Here is a 13063-nt window from a genome sequence, read left to right as displayed (position 1 = left end):
CCGCCACCCGCAGCGCTCCGCCCCCCATAACCCCCGGATTTCCGGGTAATCGAACCCTGAGACCGCTACGGTCTGTTCGGGGGACGACACCGCCGCCGTCCTGTCGGCCACGGGAGGGGCGTCGATGCCGTCGCGGGTGCATGTGCTGTTCGTCCACGGGCTGTTCTCCGGCGCGGACACCTGGTCACACTTCCTCGGCCTGCTCAGCAGCGACCCGGACCTGGCCTTCGTCCAGACCCACACCATGCAGTACTTCACGCCGAAGGCGCGGCTGCGGCCGGATCGGCGGATCCCGGACTTCGCCGATCTGGCCGCGCAGTTGGCCACCCGGCTCAAGGCCGAGGATCTGCGCGAGGCCGGGTCGATCGTGCTCGTCGCGCACAGCCAGGGCGGCCTGGTGGTGCAGAAGTTCCTGGCCAGTGCGACGATCCGAGGGCAGGCGCGGGATCTGGTGCGCATCCGGCAGATCGTGCTCTACGCCTGTCCGACGCTGGGCTCGCCGTTCTTCGCCAAGACACGGCGGCTGGTGTTCGGCGCGCGGCATCCGCAGGAGCGGCAGCTGCGGCTGCTGGACGGCGAGGTTTTCGAGGCGCACCAGCTGGTGCTGCGCAACGTGGTCAACGCCGACGCGGTCACCGACTACACCTGCCCCATCCCGGTCGTCGCGGTGGTCGGCGGCGAGGACAACATCGTCCCGCGCATCGAGGCCACCGGCTGGTTCCCCACCACCGAGACCGTCGCCGCCGACCACTTCTCGATCCTCAAGCCCGCCGACCACAGCGCCATGGAGTACCAGATCCTCAAGCCGGCGCTGCTGGCCGCGGCCGATCCCGAGCGTCAGCGTTCCGGTCCGGCCGTCGGCACCGGCGCGGACGCCGTCGAGCAGCAGGCCATCCAGTTCTCGGTCGAGCCGCCGGCCGGCCTCGGGCGGTTGCGCGGCCGGGACGCGCTCATCAGCGCCCTGATGGCGCCGGGACGCAGCCGGGTCCACGTCCTGTCCGGCATGAGCGGCATCGGCAAGACCCACATCGCCTCCGAAGTGGCGGCCCGACGCAAGGAGGAGGGCTGGAACGTCTGGTGGGTCTCGGTTCCGCAGCTGGCGCCTCGGATGCGGGAGGTCGCGCACCTGCTCGGCCTGCCGCGTGGCGAGATCGACGAGGCGTGGCGCGGCGAGCGCAGCCAGACCGACCTGGTCTGGCGCGGCCTGGAACACCACGACCGGCCCTGGCTCCTGGTCTTCGACGGCGCGACCGATCCGCAGCAGCTCGGCCACGTCGCCTCCGACACCGGCCGCTACGACGGCACCGGCTGGGTCCGGGACGTGACGTCCGCCAAGGGCTCGGTCATCGTCACCGCCCGCGGCGGCCACAACGACGTGTGGGGCCCCTGGTGCCGCATCCATCAGGTCGAACCGCTCAGCGAGTACGACGGCGCCGATGTGCTCCTCGACATCGCCGGCCCCGACTGCGGGGGAGTGGAGCAGGCCCGGCAGCTCTCGCGCGCCCTCGGCGGGCTGCCGCTGGCGCTGCGCGCCGCCGCGAGCCGGGTCCGTTCGGTGTCCACCGGCGCGGTCTTCCTCTCCGAGCCGGGCCTGTCCGATTTCGCCGGCTACCTCGCCGAGTGGCGCACCCGCGAGCAGGCCGGCAACGGCGACCCGGCGGCCGAGTCCGGCCAGGAGGTGCTGGGCCTGAGCATCGTGCGCGAGTCGCTGCTGCTGTCGGCGCGCGGACTCACCACGGCCGCGACGCGCCTGCTGCACCTGTTCGCCTGTCTGTCCGACACCGCGGTGCCCTACCGGCTGCTGGCCCGGCCGGAGATGCTGACCGAGACCCCGCTGTTCGCCGGCGTCCCGATCGAGCAGATCCGGCTGGCCATCGGGCAGCTCGCCGAGGCGTACCTGATCCGCAAGCACGAGCGCGGCGCCGAGGACCCGGACCTGAGCGAGTTCCTGTCGCTGCACCCGATGGTCCACAACGTCTTCCGCGAGGACGACCAGGTCCAGGCGCACCGCGTCGACTACGGCCGCGCGATGCTCGACATCCTCGCCGCCGCCACCGAGAACCGCACCGCCGACGACCCCGACAACTGGGCCGTGTGGGCCGCGCTGTTCCCGCACGCGCGCGACGCCGTGCTGTCCACGGTCACCTCGCCGGCCACCAGCGGCGAGCGCTTCCTCGTCGTCTCGGCCCTGAACCTGGCCCGCACCACCGCGCGCTACCTGCTGGCCTCCGGCCTGCTGGAACCGGCCGGCACCCTTCTGGACGCGCTCATCGACGGCTGCGCCGGCTACCGCTTCGCCCCGACCGACACCAAGATCCTCGCCCTGCGCCACGAACGCGCCCGGCTCTCCATCGAGCTGGGCCGCTACGACCACGCCGAGGCAGAGCTCGCCGAGGTGATCGCCGGCCAGATCGCCGGCCACGGCCCCGACCACGCCAACACCTGGGCCAGCCGCCACCAGCTCGCCAAAGCCCTGCTCGAACAGCAGCGCTGGGTCGAGGCCGAGGCGATGCTGCGCGAGATCCTGCCCGCCGCGCGCCGGATCAACGGCTGGCGGCACCGCGACACCGTGACCGTCTGGCACACCTGGGCCCGCGCGCTGCTGCACGTGGAGGGCGCGCGCCAGGCCGAGACGATGTGCCGGGAGATCCTGGCCGCCTGCGACCAGCTGTGGACGCCGTCATACCCGGAGACGCTCTACGCCTGGCAGACACTCGGCCGCTCGCTGCTCTACCAGCAGAAGCCCGACCTGGCCGAGTGGGAGCTGCGGCGCGGCCTGAGCCGGGTCGCGGACACCGCCTCGCCCGGCGCGCTGGGCATCCGGCACTTCCTCGGCATGGCGGTGCTGCAACAGGGACTCGTCGCGGAAGCCCGCGACGAACTCAGCACCCTGCTGGTCGACGAGGAGCGCGTCCTGGGCCCGCGGCACCGCCTCACGGACAAGACCAGGCGCCTGATCGCGGAGATTGGCGACCGGCTGCGCGGGGGAGGTTAGGTGATGCACCGCAGGACGACGGAGTCTGCTTGCCCGTACCGCGGCGCCGACGTAGCGTCGGAGTCGACGCGCTGGGAGAGGGCTGATCATGAAATGGTTCAGACGCGAGGCGAAGGCCCCTGACACGCTCGCCGACGCGGGCCCGCACCGGGTCGATCCGGCGGAGCTGGCGGCGGCGCGGGACATCGTGCGGCGGGCGCTGGACGCCGACGGCGCGGACGACGAGTCGGCGGGGCGGGATCTGTTCCGGCTCGGGACGGCCTGAGGCTCGGTTCGGAATGCCCTGAGGCTTGGTTCGGAAGGCTCTGAGGTTCGGGTCCACCTCCCCCGAAGTGGATCTGCCGCCCCGCCGCACCGACCGGCTACGGTTCAGGCGTGGACATCCTTCGCTACACCGCCTTCAGCTCCGACCCGGCCGGCGGCAACCCGGCCGGCGTGGTCCTCGACGCCCGCGGCGCGGACGACGCCGCGATGCTCGCCGTAGCCGCGGAGGTCGGCTACTCCGAGACCGCGTTCCTGCTGCCGACCGACCGCGACCGGGTCATGGACGTGCGCTACTTCAGCCCGCTGGCCGAGGTCCCGTTCTGCGGCCACGCGACCATCGCCACCGCCGTCGCCTACGCCGAGCAGCACGGCCCCGGCGACCTCACGCTGAACACCCGCGCCGGGACCGTCCCGGTCCGCACCGTCGCCGCGCCCGACGGCACGCTCACCGCCACCCTGGTCAGCGTCCCGCCGAAGTCCGAGGACCTGCGCGGCCCGGTCCTGGCCGAACTCCTCGCCATCCTCGGCTGGACCGCGAGCGACCTGCACGACGCGTTCCCGCCCCGCATCGCCTTCGGCGGCGCCTGGCACCCGATCCTGGCCACCCCGAGCCGGGCCCGCCTCACCGAGCTCGACTACGACATGGACGCGCTGCGCGCCCTGATGCTGCGGCACGACTGGACCACCATCGACCTGGTCTGGCGCGAGTCGCCCGAGGTCTTCCAGGTCCGCAACCCGTTCCCGGTCGGCGGCGTCTTCGAGGACCCGGCCACCGGCGCGGCGGCCGCGGCCTTCGGCGGCTACCTGCGCGAGCTGGGCCTGGTGTCGGTGCCCGCGACGGTGATTCTGCATCAGGGTGTGGACATGGGACGGCCCAGCCTGCTGACCGTCGGCATCCCGGCCGGCGAGGGCGGGATCTCGGTGTCCGGGACGGCTGTCGCGCTGGCGTAGGTTCCGTCACGGGCCGATCCGGCGCGCCGTCCCCGGCCCGTGACGGAAAGTCACCTGACACCCCCGAAGTAGGATGGCTACGTTGTCCGAAACCGCCTTCTTCAATCCTGGCAGAGTCCACACCGTAGGGATCCGCGCATATGCCCGCTATCACCCGTGAAGAGGTCGCCCACCTGGCGCTCCTGTCACGGCTCGACCTGTCCGAAGACGAGCTCGCGCACTACGCCGAGCAGCTCGACGTCATCCTCGGCTCGGTGGCCCGTGTCAGCGAGGCCGTGCAGAAGCTCGGTCAGGGCCAGGACATCCCGCCGACCTCGCACGCGCTTCCGCTGGTCAACGTCACCCGGCCGGACGTGGAGCAGCCGTGCCTGGACCCGGCCGACGTGCTGAGCCAGGCGCCGGCCGCGCAGGACCAGCGTTTCCGGGTACCGCGCATCCTCGGGGAGGACTGAGATGACCTTCGACGGCGAACTGTATCTGACCAAAGATCTCACGAAGAGCACGGCGGCCGCGCTCGCCGGCGCCATCAAGAACGGCGACGTCACCTCCACCGAGGTCACCCAGGCGCACCTGGACCGCATCGCGAAGGTCGACGAGAAGGTCCACGCCTTCCTGCACGTCGACGCCGAGGGCGCGCTGGCCAAGGCCGCCGAGGTGGACGCCAAGCGGGCCCGCGGCGAGGAGCTCGGCCCGCTGGCCGGCGTGCCGCTGGCGCTCAAGGACGTCTTCACCACCAAGGGCGTGCCGACGACCTGCGGCTCCAAGATCCTGCAGGGCTGGCTGCCGCCCTACGACGCGACCGTCACCCGGCGGCTGCGCGAGGCCGACATCGTCATCCTCGGCAAGACCAACATGGACGAGTTCGCGATGGGCTCCTCCACCGAGAACTCCGCCTACGGCGTCACCCACAACCCGTGGGACCTGACCCGCATCCCCGGCGGCTCCGGCGGCGGCTCCTCGGCCTCGCTGGCCGCCTTCGAGGCGCCGCTGGCCATCGGCACCGACACCGGCGGCTCGATCCGCCAGCCGGCCTCGGTCACCGGCACCGTCGGCGTGAAGCCGACCTACGGCGGCGTCTCCCGCTACGGCCTGGTCGCCTTCTCCTCCTCCCTGGACCAGGGAGGCCCCTGCGCGCGCACCGTCATGGACGCCGCGCTCCTGCACGCCGTGATCGCCGGCCACGACCCGATGGACTCCACCTCCATCGACCTGCCGGTCCCGGACGTCGTCGGCGCCGCGCAGCTGGCGAACGTCGAGGGCATGCGCATCGGCGTGGTGAAGCAGTTCGACGGCGAGGGCTACCAGGAAGGCGTCCGCCAGCGCTTCCACGAGGCCGTGCAGACGCTGCGCGACCTCGGCGCGACGGTCGTCGAGGTGGACTGCCCGTCCTTCGACTACGCGCTGCCGGCGTACTACCTCATCGCGCCCTCGGAGTGCTCCTCGAACCTGGCGCGCTTCGACGCCATGCGCTACGGCCTGCGCGTCGGCGACGACGGCGTGAACGGCGTCGAGGAAGTCATGGCCCTGACCCGCGAGGCCGGCTTCGGCCCCGAGGTCAAGCGGCGCATCATGCTCGGCACCTACGCGCTGTCCTCCGGCTACTACGACGCCTACTACGGCTCGGCGCAGCAGGTCCGCACGCTGATCATGCGCGACTTCGACCGCGCCTTCGCCGACGTGGACGTGCTGGTCTCCCCGACCACCCCGACCACCGCCTTCAAGATCGGCGAGCGCGCCGACGACCCGATGGCGATGTACCTGGCCGACCTGTGCACGATCCCCACCAACATGGCGGGCAACGCCGGCATGTCGGTCCCGGTCGGCCTGGCCCCCGAGGACGGCCTGCCGGTCGGCCTGCAGATCATCGCCCCGGCCATGGCCGACGACCGCCTCTACCGGGTCGGCGCCGCGGTCGAGGCCGCGATGAACACCAAGTGGGGCCGTCCGCTGATCGAGGAGGTGCCGTCCCTGTGAGCAAGAAGAAGAACAAGCCGCTCGGCACGTTCGGCACCCTGTTCGCCATCGGCAGCTCCGTGACGCTGGCGCCGGTCCTGCTGCGCCGCTTCAAGGAGGCGCGCGCCGACGGCGACAAGCTGGCGCTCGCCGACGCCGCGGTGTCCGGCGCGGCCCTGGCCGTCGGTGTGCTGCAGGTCCTGCGGGCCCGTAAGTCCTCCCGAAAGGCGGAATCCTGAGATGAACGCCGCGATGATCCGCGGTGAGGGGGCTCCGTGATCACCAGAATTGAGATCGACGGCTTCAAGTCGTTCGTCGATTTCAGCCTGGACCTGGCTACCTTCACTGCGGTCATCGGGACGAACGCCGGTGGGAAGTCGAACCTGATCGACGCATTCCGCTTCCTGGCGGCGTCGGTCAAGGGCGACCTCTTCGACGCGGTCGAGGCGGTCCGTGGCGATGCTGAGAGTCTGTTTCATCAGTACGCGGACGGATCTCGGGTCGACACCATGCGGTTCGCCGTGGAGTTCGCAGACGGCTCGAACCGGCGTCCGATGCGGTACGAGACGCAGGTCTTGTGGGGTGAGACCGGTGGGCAGCGCGCCCTCATCCACCAAGTCGAGCTCTTCAAGCCGATGTCGGGGCCAACAGACTTCGCCCAGACACTGCGGCGCAGCAATGGCCGGATCGTGCCGGCCGAGGTGGCGCGAAGCCCTGATGCGCGCTCCTCGGCTGCCGCAGGTCTGGGATCGTGGACCGAACTGCTCTCGGAGCTCGCCGGGCTCCGGGCGTGTCAATTCGAGTCCTCGGCGCTGCGTCGCCTTTCGACGATCGGGCAACGCTACGACCTGGCTCCGGACGGTTCCGGCCTGCCTGGCTACCTCTTTCAGATCCAGAACCACACGCAGACGGAAGATGACCCGGACGGTGCGCTCCGTGAGATCCGGCAGGTGCTGCACGGAATCATCCCGGACGTCACCGACTTCACTGTGATCGAGGATCGGCTCCGTCGGGACATCCGGATCGAGTTCACCGCCGAGGACGAGCCTGCCTACGAGGCAGCCATCGCTTCCGACGGCACGCTGCGGACGCTCGCGATCCTTGCGACACTCGCTGATCCGTTCCAGATCGGTCCGCTGCTCATCGACGAACCCGAGAACGGTGTCTATCCCGAGCGGCTCCGCAAGCTGCTTCGGGCCATCGCCTCGGTCACCGGGCCGTCGGTAGGCGACTCGTCCGTGCCCCCCATGCAAGTGCTGCTCGCCAGCCACTCGCCCGTCGTGCTCGACGTGCTGCCCGCCGAGAATGTGGTGTTCCTCGACGCCGTGCCACAGGTGGGACTCGGAAAGCGGCGCCGCGTGACGCGGGCTCGTCGCGCCGGTGAATCGGTGGCGAAGGACAGCACCGCGCACTGGGGGCCGTTGCGTCCGGCGAGCGTCGAGCTCTTCCGGTCCGGCGGGGAGCTGCGTGACTGATGCCGATCCGCCCACTGCTCGCCGTACTCGTCTGTGAAGGCGCCTCAGACGAGTGGTTCTTGCCTGTTCTCCTGCGGCGGGCGATCCAGCGGCTCTGCGACGGTGGACGCGTCGAGGTACAGGTTGAGGTCGAGGTGGCGGCGGCGGACCACCAGCGCCCCGACACGATCATCGACGCGCTCGATGAGCTGCCCCGCTTCGACGTCGTGCTCTACCACCACGACGGGACGCCGGCCGCGTCCGCTGAGGCGAAGATCGAAGAAGTCCGTCGCGACGTCACGACGGTACGCCGCGAGCCGTTCGTCGCCGTCGTCCCGGTGCGGGAAACCGAGGCATGGCTGCTCGCCGACGTCGCCACCCTCGCACGTGCGGTCGGAGTGCCTTCGGCCGTGGTGATCGAGGCGGCGGCCGCGCGGGCCAAGGACGTCGAAGGCGTCGCCGACCCCAAGAAAGCACTGAACTCGCTGGCCGCGGCCGCAGCCGGACGGCGCAGGTCCGGGAGCAGGCTCCAAGCCGAGCGTCCCGACTTGTACGCGGCCGTCGCCGCCGACCTCGACCTCGACCGGCTCCGTCAAGTCCCCTCCTTCCAGCGCTGGTGGGACGAGATGGCACAGGCGCTTGAGATGATGGGATACCAGAAATGACCACGACGACAACGACAGGTGCGCGCACCGTGACCGCTCTCCCCTCCTACGAGGACGCCCTCGCCACCTACGACCCGGTCATGGGTCTGGAGGTGCACGTCGAGCTGGGCACCGTCACCAAGATGTTCTGCGGCTGCCCGACCGCCTTCGGCGCCGACCCGAACACCCAGACCTGCCCGACCTGCCTCGGCCTGCCCGGCTCGCTGCCGGTGGTGAACGCCAAGGCGATCGAGTCCGCGATCCGCATCGGCCTGGCGCTGAACTGCGAGATCGCCGAGTGGTGCCGCTTCGCCCGGAAGAACTACTTCTACCCGGACATGCCGAAGAACTTCCAGACCTCGCAGTACGACGAGCCGATCGCCTTCGGCGGCTACCTCGACGTCGAGGCCGCCGGCAAGACCTGGCGCATCGAGATCGAGCGCGCGCACATGGAGGAGGACACCGGCAAGTCCACGCACGTCGGCGGCGCCACCGGCCGCATCCACGGCGCGGACTACTCGCTGGTCGACTACAACCGGGCCGGCATCCCGCTGATCGAGATCGTCACCAAGCCGATCACCGGCACCGGTGAGCACGCCCCGGAGGTCGCCAAGGCCTACGTCGCCGAGCTGCGCGAGCTGATCAAGGCGCTCGGCGTCTCCGAGGCCCGCATGGAGCTCGGCCAGATGCGCTGCGACGCCAACGTCTCGCTGCGCCCGATCGGCCGCGAGAAGTTCGGCACCCGCTCGGAGACGAAGAACGTCAACTCCCTGCGGTCGGTCGAGCGGGCCGTGCACTTCGAGATCCGCCGGCACGCCGCCGTCCTGAACGCCGGCGACACGGTGATCCAGGAGACCCGCCACTTCCACGAGAACGACGGCACCACCTCCCCGGGCCGCGTGAAGGAGGAGGCGGAGGACTACCGCTACTTCCCGGAGCCGGACCTGGTCCCGGTGGCCCCGGCCCGCACCTGGGTCGACGAGCTGCGCGGCACCCTGCCGGAGCTGCCGAGCGTGCGCCGCAACCGGCTGCAGGCCGAGTGGGGCGTCACCGACCACGACATGCAGTCGATCCTGAACGCCGGCGCGGTGGACCTGATCGTCGAGACGGTGTCCCTGGGCGCCGCCCCCGACCAGGCCCGCAAGTGGTGGATGGGCGAGCTGGCACGGCACGCCAACGAGACCGAGGTCGACCTCGGCGCCCTGGCCATCACCCCGGCCCAGGTCGCGGAGCTGGTCACGCTGACCACCGCCGGAACCCTGAACGACAAGCTGGCCCGCCAGGTGATCGAGGGCGTCCTGGCCGGCGAGGGCTCCCCGTCGGAAGTCGTCGCCAAGCGCGGCCTGGCGGTCGTCAGCGACGACGGCGCCCTGCTCGCGGCGATCGACGAGGCCGTCGCCAAGTTCCCGGACGCCGCCGAGAAGGTGCGCGGCGGCAACCAGGGCCCGGCCGGCCAGCTGATCGGCGCCGTGATGAAGGCGACGCGCGGCCAGGCCGACGCGGCGCGGGTGCGGGAGCTGCTGTTGGAGCGGCTTTCGGGCTGAGGACTTTCAATGTCCTGACATGATTGAGCACGACGGGCCGTCTCCCATTTGGCCGGGAGACGGCCCGCTGTGTTTGTGCTGCTTTAACGCATGGCCTTGGCGCACGGCTTTGCGCACGGCTTTAGCCGCATGCCTCAGCGCAGCATCTCCGCCTGGAGCATCGCGACCTGCTCGGTCGTCAGGTCCGAGACCCCGGCCGGCGCGGTGGTCGTGACGACCGCGACGACATCCCCACTGGCGAACACGACCCGCCGCTCCACCTGCCCGGGCAGCCCGTCGACCAGATCGAACGTATGTACCGTGACGCTCTGCGCGAGGTCGCCGAACGGCCGCACCGTCACCTTGGGCACAGCACCCTCCGGCTTGCTCGCCTTCGCCAACGAGGCGTTGTCCACCATGGCCTCGACGTCGGACGCCGCCTCGTCATCAGGGAACTGAAGCAGCTCAATGACGGTGTGCTGCCCATCCGCCGCACTCCACCCGCGCCACGCGACATGCCGCAGCGCCGCGTCGTAAAGATGGTTGGAGACATCGGACCCGGAGATCGAGGACTCGAAGCCCGCGACGGGCTCCCAACCATCCTCCTTCGGCACCGCACCGGTCGGCGCGGGCAGCAGGTACTGACGCAGATCCCCATAGTGGATCTGCCCGAAATTGTTGCCGTTATTGGGAACCGGCTTGCCGGACGGCGGCGCAGGCCGCACCGCCGCGGGAAACGTATAGCGGCCGTCGCCGGGCGTGGCGAGGAACGGCACGTCGGTGCGCCGGGGGAGGCTCACGGCGAACGCGGTACCCACGCCGACCGCACCGGCCAACGCGAGCGCCGAGGCATAGCGAAGCAGGAGCCGCCGCCGACGGCCGGGCTTCGGCGGCGGCGCGGACTCGGCGTGCAGCTCGGCGAAGAAGGCCGCGGGGTCGAGGTAGGGCTGGCTGGGAGCCACAAAGCCCGCACCAGCTTCCGCATGTGTGAGCCCTGATGCTGGCTCATTCTCTGCCGCGCCACCTGTGGCCACATCGGCCGTGCTTACTCCGGCCTCCGCGCTGATCTCGGCCTGCTCGCCACCGACCTGTCCCGCTTGCGCTGTGCTGCCGGTGGCCGCATTGGCTATGCCTGCCTCAGCTTCCGCGCCTGCCTTGGCCTGATCGCCGCCGATCTGCTTCTCGGCTCCCGAGGTATGTGCGAGTGCTGATACCTGCTCGCTCGCAGCCGCGCCCGCCCCAGTCTGCGCGCCGGTCTCACCCTGCTCGCCATCGGCCTGCTCCGCCGGCGCGGTGCTGCCGGTAACCGCATGGGCCGTACCTGCCCCGGTTTCCGCGCCGGTCTCACCCTGCTCGCCATCGGCCTGCCTCGCCGGCGCGGTGCTGCCGGTAACCGCATCGGCCGCACCTGCCCCGGTCTTCGTGCCTGCCTGCTGCCCGGATTTCCAGGCATGCTCGAGCTCTGATGCCAGCTCGCTCTCTGCCGCGCCGGCCCCGGTTTCCGCGCCAGCCCCGGCCTGCCCCGCCGGCGCCCGCTCGCCGTCCCCGGCCCCAGCCGTCTTCCGCGGCAGCTCCCCGAAAGCCGCCAGCACATCGTCCTGCGCGCTCACGTCCCCAGCCCGCCCTTCAGCGTGTCCAACTGCTGCCCGAACAGCTCGGTCACGGCGTTCGTGTCCAGCGGCACCGTGCCTTCGGCGCGCACGATCGCGAAGGTGTCCTCCACCGTCGCCAGGCACGTCATGCTGTCCAGCCGGTCGCCGACGTGCGTCACCGGCAGTACGCACAGCGCCTCCGGGTGGCCGGGTACCTGCGGGCCGGTGCGGAAGGCGTGCGACTGCTTCACCACGTGCTCGAACTGGCCCGCGCTCTCCGCCGCCTGCGCCGGGTTCAGGCGCAGCACGGTCATCGCGATGTCCAGCGTCCCGGAGTCGTTCGCGTACGTGCGCACCGCGCCGTCGTTCATGCCGCCGGTGGCGATCGCGCCCTTCGCGCTGCTCATGTCGGACGCCGGAAGCGTGCCGAACAGCAGCGCGACCGTCGGGTCGGCCTGGTCCGGGGCGATCGTCGAGTCGTTGCCGAGGCCGCCTTCGTCCGGGCCCGGGCGGTAGCCGGCCGGCATCGGGAGCAGGAAGTCCTTCACGCTGCCGTAGTGCGTGCCGTCCGGCCGCACGCCGGAGGTGACGCTCGGCTGCGGCGACGTCGGCGTGGCGGGCGACGTCGTCGGCGTCACCGGCCCACGGGCCGTCGTAGAGTCCTTCGACGTGCCGGTCACGGCCAGAATCCCGAACCCCGCGCCCGCCCCGACCGCCAGCGCCGACACCAGCCAGCCGGCCACGAACCACCCGGGCCGCCGCACCGGCCGCTGCTGCTCCGGCAAATGCTCCGACGCCAGCGCCAGCACCGGCTCCGTTACCTGCCCAAGCTCTGGCGCTTGCACGAGTTCCGGCACCAGCGCCGGCTCCAAAACCGGCCCTGGCGCCGGCTCCGAAACCGGCCCTGGCCCCGGCTCCATCACCGAAACCGGTCCCGGGTCCGTCACCGAAACCGCCTCCGTCACCGAAACCGCCTCCGCCACCGGCTCCAAAACCCCCTCCCCGGACTCGCTCACAGCAGCCCCGCCTGGTCCCGCGTGACCGCCGCGACCTCGTCCGTCGAGGGCGCACTCTTCGCCCGGCTCACGAACACCTGCTCCACCAACTCCCCGTGCCGCACCAGCCCGTAAGCCGTGTACATCCCGCCGGAGTCCTTCTGCCCCGGGCTGCTCACGGCCCCGGTCGCCGTCCCCGCGATCGCGGGCGCGTTCGGGTCCACCGGCGTGTACGTCGACGCGCTGTACGACTTGGCCCCCGTCACCGACCGGAACTGCACCAGATCGATCTCGACGTACGTCCCGTCCGCCAGCGTCCACGCGGTCCGCACCGCGCGCCGGAATCCCTCCGCGTTCAGCAGCGTCAGCGTGTCGTACGGATCCCCGTAGTACTCCGCCAGATCCGCGATCGTGAACCACTCCCGCGGCGCGAAGTCCGTCGTGTCCTTCGCTCCCGCCGGCGTCGCCAGCAGTACCGCGCGCAGGTCGCCGTCGAGCTTCGCGCCGTCGTCCGTCGCCGCGTCGCGCGGGTCCGCGGTCCCGGGCGCGACCGCCGCCGCCAGTGTCTGCTGGAACGGCGGCAGCGGCGTGGCCGGCCGCGCGCGCTGGATCAGGAAGCCGCCGACGGCGCCGCCGACCAGCCCGAGCACGACCGCCGAGGAGAACAGCAGTCCGGTCCGTCGCTTCACGCC

The 13063-nt window shown here is 71.3% G+C and carries 12 protein-coding genes; 9 read left to right on the top strand and 3 right to left on the bottom strand.

Annotated elements, in window-relative coordinates; genetic code table 11:
* Window positions 1–124: 124 nt before the first annotated feature.
* The 9 genes from ABH920_RS26005 (at window position 125) to gatB (ending at window position 9805) form a co-directional block, all read left to right on the top strand.
* On the top strand, window positions 125–2995 hold the full coding sequence (locus ABH920_RS26005) for an alpha/beta fold hydrolase (RefSeq protein WP_370351740.1): 2871 nt from the start codon (window positions 125–127) through the stop codon (window positions 2993–2995).
* 88 nt (window positions 2996–3083) lie between these two features.
* Entirely contained in the window at window positions 3084–3260 is a 177-nt protein-coding gene (locus tag ABH920_RS26000) for a hypothetical protein (protein ID WP_370351739.1), read from the top strand.
* A 110-nt stretch (window positions 3261–3370) separates the two neighbouring features.
* A complete protein-coding gene (locus tag ABH920_RS25995; protein WP_370351738.1) occupies window positions 3371–4210 on the top strand; it encodes a PhzF family phenazine biosynthesis protein in 840 nt (279 codons plus the stop codon).
* A 140-nt stretch (window positions 4211–4350) separates the two neighbouring features.
* On the top strand, window positions 4351–4662 hold the full coding sequence (gene gatC, locus ABH920_RS25990) for an Asp-tRNA(Asn)/Glu-tRNA(Gln) amidotransferase subunit GatC (RefSeq protein WP_370351737.1): 312 nt from the start codon (window positions 4351–4353) through the stop codon (window positions 4660–4662).
* Window position 4663: 1 nt separating this feature from the next.
* Window positions 4664–6184 (top strand): Asp-tRNA(Asn)/Glu-tRNA(Gln) amidotransferase subunit GatA, encoded by a 1521-nt coding sequence (gatA, locus tag ABH920_RS25985; RefSeq protein ID WP_370351736.1) that lies wholly within the window; start codon window positions 4664–4666, stop codon window positions 6182–6184.
* Window positions 6181–6402: a hypothetical protein gene (locus ABH920_RS25980; RefSeq protein WP_370351735.1), complete on the top strand. Its 222-nt coding sequence runs from the start codon at window positions 6181–6183 to the stop codon at window positions 6400–6402. The genes gatA and ABH920_RS25980 overlap by 4 nt, the downstream gene beginning before the upstream one ends.
* A gap of 36 nt (window positions 6403–6438) precedes the next feature.
* Window positions 6439–7638 (top strand): AAA family ATPase, encoded by a 1200-nt coding sequence (locus tag ABH920_RS25975; protein WP_370351734.1) that lies wholly within the window; start codon window positions 6439–6441, stop codon window positions 7636–7638.
* Window positions 7638–8282: a DUF4276 family protein gene (locus tag ABH920_RS25970; RefSeq protein ID WP_370351733.1), complete on the top strand. Its 645-nt coding sequence runs from the start codon at window positions 7638–7640 to the stop codon at window positions 8280–8282. The genes ABH920_RS25975 and ABH920_RS25970 overlap by 1 nt, the downstream gene beginning before the upstream one ends.
* Entirely contained in the window at window positions 8279–9805 is a 1527-nt protein-coding gene (gene gatB / locus ABH920_RS25965; RefSeq protein WP_370351732.1) for an Asp-tRNA(Asn)/Glu-tRNA(Gln) amidotransferase subunit GatB, read from the top strand. Before ABH920_RS25970 ends, gatB begins: the two co-directional genes overlap by 4 nt.
* A 134-nt stretch (window positions 9806–9939) precedes the next feature.
* On the opposite strand, the gene ABH920_RS25960 is transcribed toward gatB, so the two are convergent.
* The 3 genes from ABH920_RS25960 to ABH920_RS25950 form a co-directional block, all read right to left on the bottom strand.
* Window positions 9940–11394: a hypothetical protein gene (locus ABH920_RS25960; RefSeq protein WP_370351731.1), complete on the bottom strand. Its 1455-nt coding sequence runs from the start codon at window positions 11392–11394 to the stop codon at window positions 9940–9942.
* Window positions 11391–12233 (bottom strand): hypothetical protein, encoded by an 843-nt coding sequence (locus ABH920_RS25955; protein WP_370351730.1) that lies wholly within the window; start codon window positions 12231–12233, stop codon window positions 11391–11393. The genes ABH920_RS25960 and ABH920_RS25955 overlap by 4 nt, the downstream gene beginning before the upstream one ends.
* A 155-nt stretch (window positions 12234–12388) precedes the next feature.
* Window positions 12389–13060 (bottom strand): hypothetical protein, encoded by a 672-nt coding sequence (locus tag ABH920_RS25950; protein WP_370351729.1) that lies wholly within the window; start codon window positions 13058–13060, stop codon window positions 12389–12391.
* Window positions 13061–13063: the final 3 nt, after the last annotated feature.

Origin of the sequence: Catenulispora sp. EB89 (assembly GCF_041261445.1) — a bacterium.
Classification (GTDB): domain Bacteria; phylum Actinomycetota; class Actinomycetes; order Streptomycetales; family Catenulisporaceae; genus Catenulispora.
The sequence above is the reverse complement of the archived record's forward strand: the minus strand, read 5'-3'. Positions and strand labels throughout refer to the sequence as shown.